Raw genomic sequence first — 20,195 nt, forward strand, 5'->3', positions numbered from 1 at the left:
ATATTAAATAAAAAATTCTTAATTTTATTTTAAATCAATTAGTAGGAAGTAGAATTAGATTTCAAAAACCCTCTCCTCAACTTTTTTTACGAAAATTGACTAATTTCCTTATTTTCCTATTTACTACAATTTTATCGAAGTATGATAAAATAGATGATATTCAATCTTATAAATCAAACAATACAATAATATGGATTACGATATTGCTATCATTGGACTTGGACCTGCAGGTAGTACCCTCGCACGTCTACTTAACCCATCTTTTAAAATTATTGCATTAGATAAAAAGCATCAAGCTGGTAATGAGGGTTTTCATAAACCTTGTGGTGGATTATTAGCAGATGACGCTCAAAAAGCATTTGTGCGACAAAAGTTAAATTTACCTACTGATATATTGACTGATCCACAAATTTTTAGCGTTAAAACGATCGATCTTCAATCCAAACTTATTCGTAATTATCAACGTAGTTATGTTAGTTTTGACCGACATAAATTTGACCTATGGTTAAAATCATTAATTCCCAACACTGTCAAGGTTTTACATAACACACTATGTAAAGAAATCAGAAGAGTAATCGATGGATATCAAGTTACTTACATCGATGAAAATAAAATCGAACACAAAATTACGGCTAAATATGTAGTTGGTGCAGATGGCGCTAACTCGATTGTTAGACGAATGCGTTATCCTCATCATTCCATCAGACAATATGTTGCTATTCAACAATGGTTTACTGAAAAACATCAACGTCCTTTTAATACATGTATTTTTGATAATCAATCAACAAATTGTTATGCGTGGAGTATTTCTAAAGATGGATATTTCATTTTTGGTGGTGCTTTCCCGAAAAAAACAGCGAATCAACACTTTGAATCGTTGAAAGAAAAGCTAACAAAGCAAGGGTTTATTTTTGGAGAACCGTTAAAAACTGAAAAATGTCTTGTGGTTTATCCAAATCGCTTCCAAGATTTTTATACAGGCAATGAAAATATCTTTTTAATCGGTGAAGCAGCAGGTTTCATAAGCGCAAGCTCATTAGAAGGTATTAGTTATGCGCTTGATAGCGCAGAGATTTTAAGCAAGATATTAAATAGTGGTATAGCAAAACCAAATAAGCGTTATTATCAAAAAACAATTCCATTACGCTTAAAGCTTTATAGCAAAATTATCAAGGCTAAAATACTGACTACACCATTGTGGCGTAAATTAATTATGAAAAGTAAAATTCAACATATCAAAACAATTTAATTTATAAAAAATGAAATAATGAAATATAACAAGGAAAAGACATTATGTTTGATGTCAACGATCTAATTCGCTTTAATCATGAATGGTCAGAAAAGATAGCACAGGAAGATCCTGAATTCTTTAAACAGCTCGCGGTTGCGCAAAATCCTAAATTTTTGTGGATCGGTTGTTCCGATAGTCGCGTTCCAGCAGAAAAGCTTATCAAACTAAAACCGGGTGAAATGTTTGTTCATCGAAACGTTGGCAACCAAGTGATTCATACGGATCTAAATTGCCTTTCAGTTGTCCAATACGCAGTTGATGTACTTAAAATCGAAGATATTATTGTTTGTGGTCATTTAGATTGTGGTGGTATCCGTGCCGCAGTTGAAAATCCCGATTTGGGCCTAGTTAATAATTGGCTACTTCATATCCGTGATTTATGGTTTCGCAACAGTTCTTTACTTGGTAAGTTTCCTGCTGATATTAGAATGGACATTTTATGTGAACTCAATGTAATTGAACAAATCTATAATTTAGGGCATTCGACCATTATTCAAGCAGCATGGCAACGTGGTCAAAAGGTTAATTTACATGGTTGGGTTTATGGGATCGATAATGGAAAAATTACAGATTTGCATATTACATCATCAAGTAGTGAAAATCTCGAAATCAACTATCGTGAAGCGATTTCTTATCTGTTAAATCTGCATAAATTACAATAAATTTATTTGAATCGATGGATAATTTGATTACTGCTACCTCGCCATAATAGTTTAGGATCAGCGAGATCTTGTACAAATTTTCCATCAATCAAGACATCAATATAAGGCACTACAGATTGCTGTTCATCGGTTAATTCATTAAGTTTATAACCTGTCCATAACCAAATATCTTTATTATCACATTCGGCTTTTACTCGTTTAACTAATTTCAAAATGGTTGGCACATTTTTAGGGTGTAAAGGATCACCACCAGAAAGTGATAATCCTTGGCGTTTTATTTCGGTATCTTGTAAATCTTTAATGATTTGATCTTCAAGTGATTGTGTAAATGGCTTACCAGAGTTTATTCCCCATGTGCTTTTGTTATAGCAGCCAGGACATTGATGTACACAACCTGCTACAAAAAGTGTACAACGAGTCCCTTCGCCATTAACAACATCAACAGGATAATAACGATGATAATTCATAATAACAAAATTAATTTTTTAGCCTATTTGGCCATTATCCAAATGTTTAACTCGACGTTTTACTTCTTCTTGCTTACCGGCATTAAATGGACGAGCATCAGGACTTCCTAAATAACCACAAACACGGCGAGTAACAGAAACTTTTGACGAATCATGGTTACCACAACTAGGGCAAACAAATCCTTTGCTAGTACATGAAAACTCACCGGTATAACCGCATTCATAACATTCGTCAATCGGGGTATTAGTGCCATAATAAGGTACACGAGTGTAACTGTAATCCCAGACATCCTCTAATGCTTTAACATTATTAATCATGTTAGGATACTCGCCATAACAAATAAATCCGCCACTTGCTACTGCTGGGTAAGGTTTTTCAAACTCGATTTTTTCATATGGGTTAACCTTTTTCTCAACATCGAGGTGGAAACTATTCGTATAATAACCTTTATCTGTTACTCCAGGAATAATACCAAATTCAGCTGTATCTAAACGGCAGAATCGGTCACATAAATTTTCACTTGGTGTACTATATAAGCTAAATCCATAGCCTGTTTCTTTCTTCCATTGGTCAACAGCTTTAGCTAAGTGTTCAACTATTGCTATACCTTTTTTGCGTAAAGTTTCACTGTCAAATGGATGGGTTTGGTTTCCGTATAGTGCATTTAGTGTTTCATGTAGACCTATATAACCTAATGAAATTGACGCACGACCATTTTTAAAGATTTCAGAAACACTATCATCTTCTTTCAATCGAACGCCACACGCCCCTTCCATATATAAAATCGGAGCAACACGTGCTTTTACTCCATCAAGGCGAGCAATACGCGTCATCAATGCTTTTTTACAAAGGTTTAAACGTTTATCTAAAATTTCCCAAAAACGTGCTTCATCACCTTTTGCTTCAATTGCAATACGAGGTAAATTAAGGCTAATTACACCTAAATTGTTACGTCCGTCATGAATTTGTTGTCCGTCTTCTTCATAAACACCTAAAAAGCTTCGGCATCCCATTGGTGTTTTGAATGATCCAGTTACTTCAACAACTTTATCGTAATTTAAAATATCTGGATACATACGTTTACTAGCACACTCTAACGCCAATTGTTTAATATCATAATTAGCATCACCTTGTTTATGGTTAATACCATCTTTAATAGCAAAAACAAGTTTTGGGAATACTGCAGTTTTATGATTTTTTCCTAACCCTTTTATGCGCACTTTTAAAATTGATTCTTGGATAAGTCTTGATTCCCAACTGGTTCCTAAACCAAAACCAAAAGTAACAAAAGGCGTTTGTCCATTTGCAGTATGAAGTGTATTAACTTCATACTCTAAAGATTGAAATGCATCATAACATTCTTTTTGCGTACGGCTTTCTGCATACGCTTCAGGATTTGGAATATCCCACTCTTCTGCAACTTTTTTATGCTTTTGATAACTGATAGTCACAAATTTTGCTAGAATTTCATCAATTCGATTAATGGTTGTACCACCATAAATATGACTAGCGACTTGTGCGATGATTTGAGCGGTTACCGCAGTTGCAGTTGCAATAGATTTTGGTGGCTCAATTTCAGCATTACCCATCTTAAAACCATTTGTTAACATCCCGTCTAAATCAATTAACATACAGTTGAACATTGGGAAAAATGGCGCGTAATCGAGATCATGATAATGAATTTCACCACAATCATGTGCACGAGAAATATCTTTAGGTAACAAATATTGTTTAGCATAATGTCTTGCAACAATACCCGCTAATAGATCTCGTTGAGTTGGAATAACTTTACTATCTTTATTCGCATTTTCGTTCAAAATAGCAACGTTACTTTGTTCTATTAAGCCACGAATATCTTGATTCAAACGGCTACGTTCTTCACGCGCGCGATCACGATCATGTCGGTATTCAATATAAGTTCTTGCCAATTTTTTATAAGGCCCTGACATAAGTTGATTTTCAACGACATTTTGAATTTCATTAATATCAACACTTTCACGATCCATCATTTGATTGGTCACAACGCGAGCAACGGAGGCACAATAGTCTGGGTCATTAACATTGGCCGCAACAGCTGCTCTTATAATAGCGTCTTTAATACGAACCTCATTAAATGCAGTTTGACAGCCATCACGTTTGATTACTACGGGCATATATATACTCCTCAATATTCATTAATAGTTAGCGCTTGGCATGAGTTTTATATCAACCTTAATAGTTGTTGTGGCTATTCAAAACTATTGATTTTTTATTAAAATATGGGCCTTTTGATATAAACTCGGATTTTCACATCGCTTTAGAAAACACTATATGTAGTAAATATTAGTAAATTATACACCATATATTGTGTTTTTCTAGTTTATTTGAAAAATAAATTTGCTTGACAAGACCAACACTAATAATTGCAAGTCTTTCGATGATTAATTTCAGAAAAATTTGGGTAGATTGGATATAAAAGATGGATAAATTTTGTATGAGTGCAACTGATTTTGCACTCATACATCGAATACAACAACAAATCTTAATCAGAATTAAGATTCAATATTTAACCAATCAGTATGGAACACACCTTCTTTATCGATACGTTTATAGGTATGAGCACCAAAATAGTCTCTCTGAGCCTGAATTAAATTAGCAGGTAGCACAGCTGAACGATAGCTATCATAATATGCTATTGCTGCCGACAAAGTAGGAACAGGAATACCTTGCGAAACCGCTAGACAAATAACATCACGTAATGATTGTTGATAAGCCTCAACCGTTTTACGAAAATATGGTGCTAACAGTAAGTTATCAATATTGTTATTTTCAGTATAAGCATCAGTAATTTTTTGTAAAAATTGCGCTCTAATAATACAACCTGCTCTAAAAATCTTTGCAATTTCACCATAATTTAATTGCCAATTATAATGTTCTGATGCAGCTTTTAACTGTGCAAATCCTTGCGCATAAGAGATAATTTTACCCATATAAAGTGCTTTACGTACTTTTTCAATTAAAGTTTGTTTATCTCCTGTAAAAGCTACTTTTTCCGGCCCTTCAAGCACTTTTGATGCCGCTACTCGCTGATCTTTAATCGCTGAAATATAGCGAGCGAATACAGATTCAGTTATCAAAGATAAAGGCTCACCTAAATCTAATGCACTTTGGCTTGTCCATTTTCCGGTACCCTTATTACCAGCAGCATCAAGGATCATATCGACCAAATAATCGCCATTTTCATCTTTATATTTAAAAATGTCCGCTGTTATCTCAGTTAAATAGCTGTCTAATTCGCCTTTATTCCAATCAGCAAACACATCGGCAAGCTCATCATTTGTTAAACCAACAACATGTTTTAGTACACTATAGCTCTCTGCAATTAATTGCATGTCACCATATTCAATTCCATTGTGCGCCATTTTAACGTAATGTCCTGCTCCATCAGGGCCGATATAAGCCACACATGGTTCACCATTCGCTTTAGCCGCTATTTTTTCTAAAATCGGAGCAACTAACTCATATGCCTCTTTTTGACCACCAGGCATAATTGAAGGTCCTTTTAATGCACCTTCTTCACCTCCAGAAACACCGGCTCCTATAAAATTAAAGCCTTCATCGGATAACATTTTATTACGACGAATAGTATCTTCAAAGAAAGCATTACCACCATCAATAATGATATCCCCTTTATCTAATAAAGGTCTCAGCTCATCAATTACGGCATCTGTTCCTTTACCTGCTTGCACCATAATTAATATACGCCGTGGTTTTTCTAATGAGTTAACAAAATCTTCAATACTATAATAAGGAACCAATCGTTTATCAGAATGTTCAGCCATTACTTGTTCTGTCTTATCTTTAGAACGATTATAAATTGATACTGAAAATCCTCGACTTTCGATATTAAGTGCAAGGTTTCGCCCCATAACGGCCATTCCAATAACACCGATTTGCTGTTTAGACATAATTTGGCTCCTTTATTTAATCTCTATAACCTTAACAAGGTTTGGTACTGTTACCTTAACGCTTATTAACAATATAAGTTATATATTGCCATAAAAAAACCGTATCAATACATAATACGGCTTTTTTTCATTATTTTAATTAAAATGCTTTGGAATTAAGCGAATTATGAACGCTTCATCATTTCAAAAAACTCATCATTAGTTTTTGTCATGGCAAGTTTATCAATTAAGAATTCCATTGCATCAATTTCACCCATTGGGTTGAGGATTTTACGCAAAATCCACATTTTTTGTAGTTCATCAGGTGAAGTCATTAGATCTTCTTTACGCGTACCTGAACGATTAAAGTCAATAGCAGGGAATACACGTCGCTCAGCAATTTTACGTGATAAGTGTACTTCCATATTACCCGTACCTTTGAACTCTTCGTAAATGACTTCATCCATTTTAGAACCAGTATCAATTAAAGCAGTAGCAATAATTGTTAAACTACCGCCCTCTTCTACATTACGTGCAGCACCAAAAAAACGTTTAGGACGATGTAACGCGTTAGCATCAACACCACCAGTCAATACTTTACCTGATGATGGAATAACGGTATTGTACGCACGAGCTAAACGAGTGATTGAGTCTAATAAAATAATGACATCTTTTTTATGTTCAACTAAACGTTTTGCGCGCTCAATTACCATTTCAGCGACTTGAACATGTCTTGCTGCTGGTTCGTCAAACGTAGAAGCTACAACTTCACCTTTAACTAAACGTTGCATTTCAGTAACTTCTTCTGGTCGTTCATCAATCATCAATACGACTAATTCACATTCTGGATGATTTACCGCTAAGCTTTGTGCAATGTTTTGTAATAACATTGTTTTACCCGCTTTTGGCGGAGCAACAATTAAACCACGTTGACCTTTACCAATTGGTGAAGCTAAATCAAGTACTCTTGCGGTAATATCTTCTGTAGAACCATTACCTCGCTCCATACGTAAGCGAGAATTAGGATGTAAAGGAGTTAAATTTTCAAAAAGGATTTTATTGCGAGCGTCTTCAGGTTTATCGTGATTAACTTCATTTACTTTTAATAAAGCAAAATATCTCTCACCTTCTTTCGGCGGTCTAATTTTGCCGGCAATGGTATCACCAGTTCTTAAATTGAATCGTCTAATTTGACTAGGAGAGACATATATATCGTCAGGTCCAGCCAAATAAGAACTATCTGCAGAACGCAAAAATCCAAAGCCGTCTTGCAAAATTTCAAGTACACCATCGCCAAAAATATCTTCACCACTTTTAGCGTGTTGTTTTAATATTGCAAAAATAATATCTTGTTTTCTAAGACGGGCAAGATTCTCAAGCCCCATTTTTTTCTCACCAAGCGCTACAAGCTCGGAAACGGAAGTGTTTTTTAATTCAGTTAAATTCATAGTTTATAAATTCTTGAGGATAAAATTGATATGTTTACAATTACTGCTATTTTTGTATATTTCTTTCATTTACTTATAAAAAATTTTCTTTCTAGCAATATATAAAATTAATTTATTAATCAGCTTTTTCGATGATAATTATGTATTTGGGCATTGAATTTTAACCACTTTATCAAGAAAAACAATGGATTGCTGAAAGGGGTTTATGTAAGAAATTAGCAATTTACACTAAAATTATAGGTATGTCTATACTTAATTACGATTTTTGGGAATAAAAAATAATAAGCGTTATAAAACGCTTATTATTTATATTTTTTCAATTAATTAAAGCTGTGGATCAATAAATGCTTTAAGTTGTGCTTTTGATAACGCACCTACTTGAGTGGCAACAACTTGACCATTTTTAAAAATCAATAGAGTTGGAATACCTCTAATCCCAAATTTTGGGGCAATATCCGGGTTTTGTTCAACATTTAATTTGGCGATAATAATTTTATCAGCATATTCTGGAGCTATTTCTTCCAAAATCGGGGCAACCATTTTACAAGGTCCACACCACTCAGCCCAAAAGTCAACCAATACTGGTTTAGTTGATTCGCTTATTACTTTATCAAATGTAGCTTCAGAAAGTGCAACAATGTTATCACTCATTTAATTATCTCCTAGAAAATTTGTCTAAAAATATATTAGGATATTTTCATACCTACCGCTAGTAATTATTTTAATAGGACATAATTATTAGTGAAGTTGTTGTATTTAGTATGCTACAATTACCGAATTCTGATAATTATATTCTAAACAATAATGATTCAATCATATCTTACAAAAACAACTTTCAATCAATTTCCCTTACACCCATTAGTCATAAAAGCGTTGGAGAAAAAAGGTTTCGTTTACTGTACCCCAATTCAAGAACAAACATTGCCATTTACAACAAAAGGAATTGACATTGCAGGGCAAGGACAAACTGGAACGGGTAAAACGATTGCGTTTTTGGCATCAACATTTAATCATTTATTGAATAATTCTCCATTACCCGATCATAAATCTAATCAACCAAGAGCAGTCATTATTGCTCCAACACGTGAGTTAGTTGTACAAATATACAATGATGCTCAACCTCTTTCAGAAGAAACAGGTATTAAATTAGGGCTAGCTTATGGCGGTGATGGTTATGATAAGCAACTCAAGATGCTTTCTGCTGGTGTTGATGTATTAATTGCAACCACAGGAAGACTCATCGATTATGCAAAACAAGATTATATTAATTTAGGTGCAATCCAAGTTGCAGTTCTAGATGAAGCGGATCGTATGTTTGATTTAGGTTTCATCCGTGATATCCGATGGATATTTAGACATATGACATCGCCACAAAATCGTCTAACCATGTTATTTTCAGCGACGTTAACTCACAATGTTCGTGAATTAGCTTTTGAATATATGAACGAACCACAATATGTTGAAGTTGAGCCTGAACAAAAAATTGGTCACAGAATAAAGGAAGAGCTGTTTTTTCCATCAAACGAAGATAAATTAGCTCTCTTACAAACTCTTATTGAAGAAGAGTGGCCTGACCGTAGCATTGTATTTGCTAATACTAAAGTTGCCTGCGAAAAAATCTGGCGTCATTTAGTTGCAGACGGCCATAGAGTAGGACTACTTACTGGTGATATCGCACAAAAAAAACGTTTATCCATTCTTGATAAATTTACCCAAGGAGATCTTGATATTTTAGTAGCAACAGATGTTGCTGCCCGTGGTTTACATATCCCAAATGTAACCCATGTTTTTAACTATGATCTTCCTGATGATTGTGATGATTATAGACATCGAATAGGTCGTACAGGACGAGCCGGTGCCGAAGGTTATTCAATTTCATTAGCTTGTGAACGTTATTCACAAAACTTACCTGCTATTGAAAAAGCCATTGATCATACTATTCCTGTTAGTCAATATGATCCTCAGGCGTTATTAACTAATTTACCAACACCTAAACCATTCAAAAGACCAACTCGTAGAAAACCATCATAATAGAAATCGTTGGTCAATCCCTAAATAGCATTGAATTTAATACCATCATTAAAACTAAGTTTAATGATGGTATTTTCCTTATAAAAAGGAATTGATTAAATCAAATCTTGTTTCGTATTCAAGAAATTCTGATAAGCTAATTCAATTTCTTCTTTAGATTCGGATGATAATGTTCCTACATGCCGATCATGTTGAGCTCCATATAAACCAAACAGAACATTAATTGACAGTTTTGGATTTTTACTTTTTATTCGATAAAAAGTTTCCAAATAACCGACTTCTTTAAATGTTCCTATATCGGTAATATCAGAGCTTACCATCAATTTTTCCAAAGAAACCGTCATGTTGGGTAAAGATTTTAAACGACTCTGGTATTTAGCTACTTTTTCGTCTAGATCTTGTTTTGCATATTCAATGACCATTTTCACTATATCATGCAATTTTTTTCGATCTTGGCGTAACGCATCACTTGCTTTATAGTAATCAAGCAATTTATGTGATCCATCAAATACCAGATCAAGTGGTTGCATACCGAGTTCAACAAACATTGAACGATATTTATCATGAGCTCTCAAATAAACATCATTTTGATCGACCCAAGCAAACATAACTGATTCACTATTAAGACTAAATCCTCCAAAAAATGACCTTAATGAAATGTCTTCAATGCAAGAAAACTCCTGTTTAATATTCACTGCTAATGTTTTAAGCATATAAATTCCCTTTTCACTTACCTTTTCAAATAACTTTAACTAATATGTTTATGCTAAACTATATTAATTTGATTAATATTAAAACAACTAATTAACATTAATTAATAAATATGGGATCTGTCTTCCATAAATGAATATTTGTTTGATTTGTACTTGATTAATTAAATTTTTTTTGCTCTAAAAATATTTGAAGGCCTTTTTGGTGGTTAAATATTTGTCAAATCTTAATATTTCTTAAAAAAAGAAAAAACGGTTTAACATTGTTATTCTGTTGTAATAATTATACAATCAAAGACAATTAACTAAATGGTATCTATTTTTGTCAATTTCAATCAACATGCTCAAAAACGTTATAGTCCCACTTTTTATGTTTTGTTCATTTGCCGTATCAGCAGATAAAATACCGCTGATTGAAGAATTGACATCCTGTAACCCTGACTTTTTTAATCATGTCTATCAGCATAGAGAAGAATTAAAAAATCATACTAATGTTGAAATTTTTAATCATAATCAAGCTTATATTCCAGTTGAAAACCGCACAGACACGAACAACAACTTCATTTATTTCAAAACGCCAATTCAATATAAAAACTTAAAACTTATCGGTTATTATGATAGTGCGATGGATTTGAAAAAGATGGGGAAATATTATTTCTGGGGATTCATCATTGATAATGATATGAATGAGATACGTGAAAGTTTGGATTTTTTAGAGTGGAAAAATATGGAAGATAATCTTCTGTATATTGCCAATCCAAGAATTCGAAATATTACTGACGATATCCAGGTTTGGCATAAAAACACAGGGACAGTAGTTGGAGTAAAAACAATACCAGCTCCAAATACTACCGAAAAGTTATTACTGCTTGAAAAAGGTGATAATATGCAACTCCTTATTTGTTCGATTCAAGGCGTTGTCACCAATAATCTACTTAGGCAAGAACGTCCCGATATTCAAATCAATAAAGTTAAATAGCTGACTCATCCATTTCACCAGTACGTATACGAATTACTTGCTCAACGTTATAAACAAATATCTTTCCATCACCAATTTTACCTGTTTGAGCAGTTTTCATGATAGTCTCAATACATGTTTCTAAAATATCGTCAGCGACAACAAGTTCTATTTTTACTTTTGGTAAAAAATCAACCATATATTCAGCACCACGATAAAGCTCAGTATGCCCTTTTTGGCGACCAAAACCTTTCACTTCAGTAACGGTCATCCCCGTAATTCCTTGATCAGCAAGAGCTTCTCGAATATCATCTAGTTTAAAAGGTTTAATAATTGCTTCAATTTTTTTCATATTTTTTTGCCCTTAATTCGAGATTACCAATTCTTAAATCCAAAAGCAGAAGTAATTGGATATCGTCTACCTTTACCAAAATTACGAGTCGTAATTTTAGGACCTACTGCTGATTGACGTCTTTTATATTCGTTAATATCAACTAATTTAATCACTCGCCTTACAGTTGTTTCATCATAACCTTGCGCAACTAGTTGTTCAACGGAAAAATCGTGTTCAACATAGCCTTTTAATATCCCATCTAAAATATCATATGGAGGCAAACTATCTTCATCTTTTTGATCTGGTGCAAGTTCAGCTGAAGGTGGGCGTGTAATGACTCGTTCAGGAATGACAGGCGATCTACTATTTCGATATTTAGATAACGCAAATACCATGGTTTTAGGTACATCTTTAAGTACATCAAAACCACCAGCCATATCACCATAAAGTGTTGCATAACCAACCGACATTTCACTTTTATTGCCTGTCGTTAAGACTAATCTACGACGTTTATTTGAAAGCGCCATTAAAATTACACCGCGGCAACGCGCTTGTAGATTTTCTTCAGTTGTATCTTTTTGTGTCCCCATAAACATCGGCATTAAAGAAGACATAAAAGCATCAAACATCGGTTCAATTGAAATAATATCAAATTCAACACCCAATATTTCAGCCTCTTCTTTTGCATCAGCAATACTAATATCTGCCGTATATCGGAACGGCATCATAACCGCTTGTACTTTATCTTTACCCAAAGCATCAACTGCAATTGCCAATGTTAAAGCGGAATCAATTCCACCAGATAATCCCAATACTGCACCTTGAAAACCATTTTTAGTAATATAATCGCGAGTCGCTAAAACTAATGCATCGTAAACATTTGCTAATGGATCACTTTTAGAATCAACAACTGGTTTATAATCATGTCCAAGATGAAAAATAAAAATTTGTTCTTCAAAAAAGTTGAGCCGATGAACGATATGGCCTTTATCATCACATACAAATGAGCCACCATCAAAAATAAGTTCATCTTGACCACCAATTTGATTCACATAAATAATTGGTAAGCCGGTTCTTAAAGCATGTTGTTTTATAAGCTCTTCGCGATGCTTTTGTTTTTCATAAGCATAAGGTGAAGCATTAATAGAAATAACCAGATCCGCATCCTGAGCGCCAATTCGATCAATAGGCTCACATTGCCAAAGATCTTCACAGATCAATAAACCAATTTTTTTACCTTTGAAATCGATAACACAAGTCTGCTGACCAGCACTAAAATAACGTTTTTCATCAAATACATCGTAATTAGGTAACTGCTGTTTATGGTAACACGCTATTTGTTGTCCTTCAGAAAACAATGATAACGCATTATAAACCACTCCATCTTGCCAATGAGGATGACCAACAATAACACTACATTGTTGACTAGCTTGCTTGATAGTCAATAAAGCTTGTTGACAACGAATTTTAAAATCATCTCGATAAATTAAATCTTCTGGAGGATAACCACAAATTGCAAGCTCAGATAAAATAATTAGATCATTAGAGGAATAGTTTTGTATCAGTTCAATGATTTGCTGAGTATTACCTTCAATATCACCTACACGCCAATTTTTTTGTGCTAACACGAAAGATAAAGTCATATAAATTCAACATTACAGAAAAAAATTGCCAATAAGTTTAAATGATTCTAAGTTGCGCTGCCACTTTTTTATCGTTAACATTGAAGATTAAATTGGCATGAACTTATCTGGAAATAATTATGAAAAAGATCCTAAATGTAGCGTTAGATAATCGCAGTTATCCCATCACTATTGGTGAAAACTTACTTAGTCAATTTGAATATTTCAAACTACATAGTGGCCAGAGAGTCCTCATTGCTACAAATGACACTATTGCTCCAATTTATTTACAGCAATTAATTAAAATGCTTGAAGATCATGGGGTCAAAACTGATTTCATTATTGTTCCTGATGGCGAGCAATACAAAACTATGGAAACTTGGAATAAAATCTTGACCGCTTTACTTGCCAACAATCATACTCGCAGCAGCATACTTATTGCACTGGGCGGTGGCGTTATTGGAGATGTGGCAGGTTTTGCAGCTTCCGCATATCAACGTGGCATAAAATTTATACAGGTTCCTACTACTTTATTATCTCAAGTAGATTCTTCCGTTGGTGGTAAAACTGCAATTAATCACCCTCTAGGTAAAAATATGATTGGTGCATTTTATCAGCCACAATCAGTCGTAATTGATATTAATTGTTTAAAAACTTTACCACAAAGAGAACTTTCAGCAGGTCTAGCTGAAGTGATTAAATATGGCATTATAATGGATTGTGAGTTTTTTAATTGGCTGGAATTGCATATAGAGGATTTACTTAATTTAGATGTCGATGCATTAAGTTACTGTATTTATCGTTGTTGTGAATTAAAAGCTCAGGTTGTCGCTGCTGATGAAACAGAACAAGATATGCGCGCTATATTAAATCTTGGCCACACCTACGGCCATGCAATTGAAGCTGAGCTTGGCTATGGGAATTGGTTACATGGTGAAGCAGTTAGTGTTGGAATGCTAATGGCAGCTCAAACAGCTAAGTTACTTGGCAAATTTACTGATGAAGATTTTGATCGGATTAAAAAGTTATTAATTAAGGCCAAATTGCCAGTAAAAAGACCTACACAGATGCCAAATGAATCTTATATTCCTCACATGTTACGAGATAAGAAAGTTCAATCTGGGCAAATTAGATTAGTTTTACCGGCTAAAATAGGTTCTGTTGAAGTCATTGATGTTATTGATAAACAATTAATATTAAAAGCAATATCTTCTATTTAAATCTTAGTTAACCTCATTGATATACGAGTACTTGTAATTAATTCAAGTATTCGTACACATTTGTTTCCACTTATTTGAATTAAATCTTTAAGGTGTAAACAAGTATTTACACTTTGATATTATATCTTATCTAACAATAAGTAAAATTTTAATTTACTATTTTGTAATTTTGTGTTTACATATTAAGTGTTTATGTAATCAATATTTTACATATAAAAAATATGCATGATTTTAACAAGGAAAATAAAATGTTAAAAGACACACTAAATAATGTTCGAATTAGAGATGAGCACATGTTAATTACACCTGAAGAAATTAAGAATCTTTATCCATTATCATCAGAATTAGAAAATCAAATTGCTTCATCTCGTCAAACTATTGTTAATATTTTAGAACGTCGTGACCATCGACTACTTATTGTTTGTGGTCCTTGTTCTATTCACGATACTGAAGCCGCAATTGAATATGCACATAAACTAAAAAAACTATCTGATGAGGTTAAAGATAACTTATTTATCGTTATGCGTGTTTATTTTGAAAAACCAAGAACTACTGTTGGTTGGAAAGGTATGATCAATGACCCTCATATGGATAGTTCATTCGATATCGAACATGGTTTAAAAAAAGCACGTAAATTACTTCTTGATATCACTAAAATCGGGTTACCAATTGCAACTGAAGCATTAGATCCAAATACACCTCAATACATCGGTGATTTAATTAGCTGGTCAGCTATTGGTGCAAGAACCACTGAATCACAAACTCACCGAGAAATGGCGTCAGGATTATCCATGCCAGTTGGCTTTAAAAATGGTACAGATGGTAGTTTAGATGTGGCGATTAATGCAATGAAATCAGCCTCAATGGCACATCGATTTGTAGGTATTAATCAACAAGGGCAAGTTACGGTATTACAAACTTTAGGTAATCCACATGGTCACGTGATCCTAAGAGGAGGAAAAACACCTAACTTTGATGCCGAAAATGTTGCATTATGTGAAGTTCAAATGAACAAGGCTAAATTAGTGCCTAATTTAATGATAGATTGTAGTCACGCCAACTCAAATAAAGATTACCGTAATCAACCAATTGTTGTTGACTCAATTATTGAGCAAATTAAGCAAGGCAACAATTCAATTATTGGTGTCATGATCGAAAGTAATTTATTTGAAGGAAATCAATCATCTGAACAACCAAAAGAAAACTTTAAGTATGGTGTATCAGTTACTGATGCTTGCATCAATTTTGAAACAACTGAGCAATTATTGCGAAAAATGAACAATGACTTAGCAGAGCCTCTAAATAATAGGCAAAAGTAACCGATTAAAGTTTATATTATTTTTATGAAACTAAATCGCCGACAGAAGTCGGCGATTTTTTTATCCAAGTTGCTTACGTGCATTGCGGAAAATTCGCATCCAAGGACTATCTTCGCCCCAATTATCAGGATGCCATGAATTGGTTACAGTCCTAAAAACTCGCTCTGGATGTGGCATCATTATAGTGGATCGACCATCACTTGACGTTACAGCTGTAATACCATTTGGTGATCCATTCGGATTTGCTGGGTACTGCTCTGTCGCTTTTCCAAAATGGTCAATATACCTGACTGCCACTAAACCTGAAGCCTCTAAACGAGTTAAATGATCTAAATCTCTAGTTTCAACTTGACCTTCACCATGAGAAACCGCAATAGGCATATGCGAACCAGCCATATCAGTAAAGAGTAATGAAGGACTTGATTGGATTTTGACCAAACTAAAGCGTGCCTCAAAGCGTTCCGATACGTTTCGTACAAAACGAGGCCATAACTCAGCACCTGGTATTAGATCTTTGAGATTTGACATCATTTGGCAGCCATTACATACACCTAATGACAAAGTATCATTACGATGGAAGAATTGCTCAAACTCATGGCGAACTTGTTCATTAAATAAAATAGACTTAGCCCATCCTTCGCCTGCACCTAATACATCTCCGTAAGAGAAACCACCACAAGCAACGATGGTATTAAATTGATTCAATGTCACTTGCCCAGATAATAAATCCGTCATATGGACATCAATTGATTCAAATCCAGCTCGAGCAAATGCAGCAGCCATTTCAACATGCGAGTTGACTCCCTGTTCGCGTAAAATTGCAACTTTAGGCTTCACACCTTTGGCTATATAAGGTGCAGCAATATCTTGTTCTGAATCAAAAGTAAGGTGAACATTTAATCCCGGATCGTCATCATTTTGTTTGGCTTGATGCTCCTGATCAGCACATGCTGGATTATCTCGCAAACGCTGCATTTGCCAAGTGGTTTCTGCCCACCAAGTTCTCATGGTTAATCGAGATTCGCTATATACCACAGCACTGTTATTACGCACAATAAATTGCTGTCCGGCCTTAGCTGAGCCTAATTTATAAATCGCATGGGACAGTCCAAAATGCTTAAAGCATGTCATGACTTCGTCTAAATCACTACCACGAATTTGAATAACTGCCCCTAGCTCCTCATTAAATAACGAGGCAATCACATCACTACCGAGAGAATGAATATCAACATCAATACCGCAATGCCCTGCAAATGCCATTTCAGCCAAAGTAACCAATAACCCACCATCTGAGCGATCATGATAAGCCAATAGATTATTTTGAGCGACTAGCGTTTGTATAGCTTGATAAAAATCAGCTAATTCTTTAGCGTCATGAACATCAGCAGTTCTTTGTCCAAGATGGCGATAAACCTGCGCCAATGCCGTTGCACCTAATGCATGGTAACCTTTAGAGAGATCAACAAACAACAATAGATTATCCTGATCGGTGCGAAGTTGTGGCGTAACTGTTTTACGGACATCTTCAACTCGAGCAAATGCCGAAATCACTAATGATAAAGGTGAAGTTACCGTTTTTTGTTCACCATTTTGTTGCCATGTCGTTTTCATTGACATGGAATCTTTACCGACTGGAATAGCCAGACCCAATGTTGGGCATAGTTCTTCACCAATAGCTTTAACTGCTTGATAAAGACCAGCATCCTCACCCGGATGACCTGCGGCTGCCATCCAGTTAGCCGAAAGCTTAATTCGCTTAATGTCGCCAATGTTTGTCGCCGCAATGTTGGTAATTGCTTCACCAACAGCTAATCGTGCTGATGCAGCATAGTTAAGCAAAGCAACAGGGGCGCGTTCACCCATTGACATAGCTTCACCATAATAACTATCTAAACTTGCTGTTGTCACTGCACAATCGGCAACAGGTACTTGCCAAGGTCCAACCATCTGATCACGAGCAACCATGCCAGTTACCGAACGGTCACCAATAGTAATTAAAAAGGTTTTTTCGGCTACAACCGGCAAATGCAGAACTCGTTTCACTGCATCATATAAATTGATATCAGATGTAGAAAAATGGTCACCTTCGGCTTGGCTTGACTTTACATCACGTAACATTTTAGGGGTTTTACCAAGTAAAACATCTAAAGGTAAATCTATCGGATTATTATTAAAATGCTCATCATGTAAAACTACTGCTTTATTTATTGTAGCTTCCCCGATAACCGCATAGGGTGCGCGTTCTCGTTTACAAAGTTCATCAAATAGCTCAAGGCTTTCCGGATGAATAGCCAGTACATAACGCTCTTGTGATTCATTACACCAAATTTCTAAAGGCGACATCCCCGGCTCATCACTTAATATTTTGCGCAATTCAAACTGACCACCACAGCCACCATCACTAACAAGTTCAGGCATAGCATTAGACAAGCCTCCCGCGCCTACATCATGGATAAATAAAATAGGATTTTTATCGCCAAGTTGCCAGCAACGGTCGATGACCTCTTGGCAACGACGTTCCATTTCAGGATTATCACGTTGAACCGAAGCAAAATCGAGATCCGCATCCGATTGCCCAGAAGTCATTGAGGACGCAGCACCACCACCTAAACCAATATTCATAGCTGGTCCGCCTAAAACAATTAGTTTGGAACCAATAGGAAATTCACCTTTCTGGATATGTTCTCGACGGATATTTCCCATACCACCAGCTAACATAATTGGTTTATGATAACCTCTGACCTCTTCGCCATTAAAGCTGTTTACTTTTTCTTCATAAGTACGAAAATAACCTAACAATGCTGGACGACCAAATTCATTATTAAATGCAGCGCCACCTAAAGGTCCATCCATCATAATATCGAAGGCGCTCACTATTCGATCCGGTTTACCAAAATCTTGTTCCCACGGTTGCTCAAAATTAGGAATTCGTAAATTTGAAACGGAAAAACCAACTAAACCAGCTTTGGGTTTAGCGCCTTTTCCAGTCGCACCTTCATCCCGAATCTCACCACCACTACCAGTTGCTGCTCCTGGCCAAGGAGATATCGCAGTTGGATGATTATGCGTTTCAACCTTCATGAGAATATCTGCATATTCCTGATGAAAATCGTAAGTTCGATTTTCATAATCAGCAAAAAAACGCCCCACTTTTGAGCCATCCATTACCGCAGCATTATCTTTATAAGCGGATGACACATAATCTGGCGTATTTTCAAAGGTGTTTTTTATCATTTTAAACAATGATTTTGGTTGTTTTATACCATCAATCACCCAATCAGCATTGAATATCTTATGGCGACAATGTTCAGAATTCGCTTGACCGAACATATAAAGTTCAATATCTGTAGGATTACGGTTTAATTTTTGGAAACTTTCAACTAAATAGTCAATTTCATCCGGCGCTAAAGCTAAACCTAATTTTACATTAGCCTCTTCTAAAGCATTGCGCCCTTTTCCTAATAAATCAACAATGGTTACTGGTTTGGGCTGTTCAGTCTTAAATAATTGCTGAGCTTGCTCAAAGCTACTTAATACCGTTTCCATCATTCGGTCATGAATTAATGAAAGAAAAGTATTTTGTTGTATTGCCGTTAAGGATGAACTAACTTGTACATAATAAGCAATTCCACGCTCTATTCGATGGATTTGTGATAGCCCACAATTATGTGCTATATCGGTGGCTTTAGATGACCATGGTGAGATAGTGCCTTCGCGTGGGGTAACTAAAAAGAGTATTTTATTTGCTGGATTTTCTATCTTTATCTGCGCACTTTTAGGACCATATTGTAACAGCTTATCCAAGGTTAAACTCTGTTCGGAATTCAGCTCATCAATCAGATCGATAAAGTGAATATATTGAGCTTCGATATTGACAATGGGGATAGATTGTTCACGACATGAGGATAGAATTTTATTAATACGAAATGTCGATAGAGCAGAAGAACCAGCTAAAATTTTCATGCTAAGTACTCTTTTTAAGCAAAAAAAGGAAAAAAATAGAACAACATTATAAAAGAAAGTAGCTAAAGAGGCTATCTTAAAAATCATTATATGATTTAATAAAAAAAGTTGAGGAGCGGGGTTTTTGAAAGCTTATTTACTCATTTTTACACTAATGTAGCACTTTGATTAACATATAAAAAACTGATTTCTTACAAATCATCTCTTTCATCTATAGGGTTAATTTTGGAGAATTAATACTAG

Annotated in this window: 15 protein-coding genes; 6 read left to right on the forward strand and 9 right to left on the reverse strand. The window is 34.9% G+C overall.

The features are described 5' to 3' along the window. The first annotated feature begins 190 nt into the window (after window positions 1-190). Both A9G08_RS06185 and can read left to right on the forward strand, forming a co-directional pair. Complete coding sequence (locus A9G08_RS06185; RefSeq protein ID WP_065562861.1) at window positions 191-1,249, forward strand: FAD-binding protein; 1,059 nt, start codon at window positions 191-193, stop codon at window positions 1,247-1,249. Window positions 1,250-1,293: 44 nt separating this feature from the next. Then, window positions 1,294-1,953 (forward strand): carbonate dehydratase, encoded by a 660-nt coding sequence (can, locus tag A9G08_RS06190; RefSeq protein ID WP_065562862.1) that lies wholly within the window; start codon window positions 1,294-1,296, stop codon window positions 1,951-1,953. 2 nt (window positions 1,954-1,955) lie between these two features. Here can and nrdG read toward each other — a convergent pair whose 3' ends face one another. From nrdG to trxA, 5 genes are all read right to left on the reverse strand, one after another. Further along, on the reverse strand, window positions 1,956-2,420 hold the full coding sequence (gene nrdG / locus A9G08_RS06195; protein ID WP_065562863.1) for an anaerobic ribonucleoside-triphosphate reductase-activating protein: 465 nt from the start codon (window positions 2,418-2,420) through the stop codon (window positions 1,956-1,958). An 18-nt stretch (window positions 2,421-2,438) separates the two neighbouring features. Beyond that, complete coding sequence (gene nrdD, locus A9G08_RS06200) at window positions 2,439-4,574, reverse strand: anaerobic ribonucleoside-triphosphate reductase (RefSeq protein ID WP_065562864.1); 2,136 nt, start codon at window positions 4,572-4,574, stop codon at window positions 2,439-2,441. Window positions 4,575-4,952: 378 nt separating this feature from the next. After that, complete coding sequence (gene gndA, locus A9G08_RS06205; RefSeq protein ID WP_065562865.1) at window positions 4,953-6,368, reverse strand: NADP-dependent phosphogluconate dehydrogenase; 1,416 nt, start codon at window positions 6,366-6,368, stop codon at window positions 4,953-4,955. A gap of 164 nt (window positions 6,369-6,532) precedes the next feature. Further along, complete coding sequence (gene rho, locus A9G08_RS06210; protein ID WP_034883026.1) at window positions 6,533-7,795, reverse strand: transcription termination factor Rho; 1,263 nt, start codon at window positions 7,793-7,795, stop codon at window positions 6,533-6,535. Window positions 7,796-8,119: 324 nt separating this feature from the next. Then, window positions 8,120-8,446 (reverse strand): thioredoxin TrxA, encoded by a 327-nt coding sequence (gene trxA, locus A9G08_RS06215; RefSeq protein ID WP_065562866.1) that lies wholly within the window; start codon window positions 8,444-8,446, stop codon window positions 8,120-8,122. Window positions 8,447-8,599: 153 nt separating this feature from the next. Between trxA and rhlB the strand changes: the two genes are divergently transcribed. Then, window positions 8,600-9,826 carry an ATP-dependent RNA helicase RhlB gene (gene rhlB, locus A9G08_RS06220; protein ID WP_065562867.1) on the forward strand — a complete coding sequence of 409 codons (1,227 nt, stop codon included), beginning with the start codon at window positions 8,600-8,602 and terminating at the stop codon, window positions 9,824-9,826. A gap of 95 nt (window positions 9,827-9,921) precedes the next feature. Here the strand turns inward: rhlB and A9G08_RS06225 are convergent, their stop codons facing one another. Continuing rightward, the gene (locus A9G08_RS06225; protein WP_065562868.1) at window positions 9,922-10,539 is read right to left on the reverse strand and encodes a TfoX/Sxy family protein; all 618 of its coding nucleotides are present in this window, start codon (window positions 10,537-10,539) and stop codon (window positions 9,922-9,924) included. Window positions 10,540-10,858: 319 nt separating this feature from the next. Here A9G08_RS06225 and A9G08_RS06230 point away from each other — a divergent pair, with 319 nt between their 5' ends. Beyond that, window positions 10,859-11,515: a hypothetical protein gene (locus A9G08_RS06230; protein WP_141673941.1), complete on the forward strand. Its 657-nt coding sequence runs from the start codon at window positions 10,859-10,861 to the stop codon at window positions 11,513-11,515. Here A9G08_RS06230 and glnB read toward each other — a convergent pair. Continuing rightward, the gene (glnB, locus tag A9G08_RS06235) at window positions 11,508-11,846 is read right to left on the reverse strand and encodes a nitrogen regulatory protein P-II (RefSeq protein WP_034883030.1); all 339 of its coding nucleotides are present in this window, start codon (window positions 11,844-11,846) and stop codon (window positions 11,508-11,510) included. The two genes, A9G08_RS06230 and glnB, sit on opposite strands and share 8 nt — an antisense overlap. A 23-nt stretch (window positions 11,847-11,869) precedes the next feature. Then, window positions 11,870-13,477, reverse strand: a complete 1,608-nt coding sequence (locus A9G08_RS06240; RefSeq protein WP_141673942.1) for an NAD+ synthase — start codon at window positions 13,475-13,477, stop codon at window positions 11,870-11,872. A gap of 113 nt (window positions 13,478-13,590) precedes the next feature. Between A9G08_RS06240 and aroB the strand changes: the two genes are divergently transcribed. Next, window positions 13,591-14,670: a 3-dehydroquinate synthase gene (aroB, locus tag A9G08_RS06245; RefSeq protein WP_065562871.1), complete on the forward strand. Its 1,080-nt coding sequence runs from the start codon at window positions 13,591-13,593 to the stop codon at window positions 14,668-14,670. Between the two features lie 248 nt (window positions 14,671-14,918). Further along, window positions 14,919-15,989: a 3-deoxy-7-phosphoheptulonate synthase gene (locus A9G08_RS06250; protein WP_065562872.1), complete on the forward strand. Its 1,071-nt coding sequence runs from the start codon at window positions 14,919-14,921 to the stop codon at window positions 15,987-15,989. 60 nt (window positions 15,990-16,049) lie between these two features. On the opposite strand, the gene purL is transcribed toward A9G08_RS06250, so the two are convergent. After that, entirely contained in the window at window positions 16,050-19,952 is a 3,903-nt protein-coding gene (purL, locus tag A9G08_RS06255) for a phosphoribosylformylglycinamidine synthase (RefSeq protein WP_065562873.1), read from the reverse strand. Between the last annotated feature and the right edge of the window lie 243 nt (window positions 19,953-20,195).

Source organism: Gilliamella sp. wkB195, assembly GCF_001690445.1.
Classification (GTDB): domain Bacteria; phylum Pseudomonadota; class Gammaproteobacteria; order Enterobacterales; family Orbaceae; genus Gilliamella; species Gilliamella apicola_E.

What these genes read in the sequence shown, in the direction of transcription:
- can (WP_065562862.1), top strand. Translation starts at nt 1,294, where the DNA reads ATGTTTGATGTCAACGATCTAATTCGCTTTAATCATGAATGGTCAGAA.
- trxA (WP_065562866.1), bottom strand. Translation starts at nt 8,446, where the DNA reads ATGAGTGATAACATTGTTGCACTTTCTGAAGCTACATTTGATAAAGTA.
- A9G08_RS06225 (WP_065562868.1), bottom strand. Translation starts at nt 10,539, where the DNA reads ATGCTTAAAACATTAGCAGTGAATATTAAACAGGAGTTTTCTTGCATT.
- glnB (WP_034883030.1), bottom strand. Translation starts at nt 11,846, where the DNA reads ATGAAAAAAATTGAAGCAATTATTAAACCTTTTAAACTAGATGATATT.
- A9G08_RS06250 (WP_065562872.1), top strand. Translation starts at nt 14,919, where the DNA reads ATGTTAAAAGACACACTAAATAATGTTCGAATTAGAGATGAGCACATG.
- nrdG (WP_065562863.1), bottom strand. Translation starts at nt 2,420, where the DNA reads ATGAATTATCATCGTTATTATCCTGTTGATGTTGTTAATGGCGAAGGG.
- rho (WP_034883026.1), bottom strand. Translation starts at nt 7,795, where the DNA reads ATGAATTTAACTGAATTAAAAAACACTTCCGTTTCCGAGCTTGTAGCG.
- nrdD (WP_065562864.1), bottom strand. Translation starts at nt 4,574, where the DNA reads ATGCCCGTAGTAATCAAACGTGATGGCTGTCAAACTGCATTTAATGAG.
- gndA (WP_065562865.1), bottom strand. Translation starts at nt 6,368, where the DNA reads ATGTCTAAACAGCAAATCGGTGTTATTGGAATGGCCGTTATGGGGCGA.
- A9G08_RS06185 (WP_065562861.1), top strand. Translation starts at nt 191, where the DNA reads ATGGATTACGATATTGCTATCATTGGACTTGGACCTGCAGGTAGTACC.
- rhlB (WP_065562867.1), top strand. Translation starts at nt 8,600, where the DNA reads ATGATTCAATCATATCTTACAAAAACAACTTTCAATCAATTTCCCTTA.
- purL (WP_065562873.1), bottom strand. Translation starts at nt 19,952, where the DNA reads ATGAAAATTTTAGCTGGTTCTTCTGCTCTATCGACATTTCGTATTAAT.
- aroB (WP_065562871.1), top strand. Translation starts at nt 13,591, where the DNA reads ATGAAAAAGATCCTAAATGTAGCGTTAGATAATCGCAGTTATCCCATC.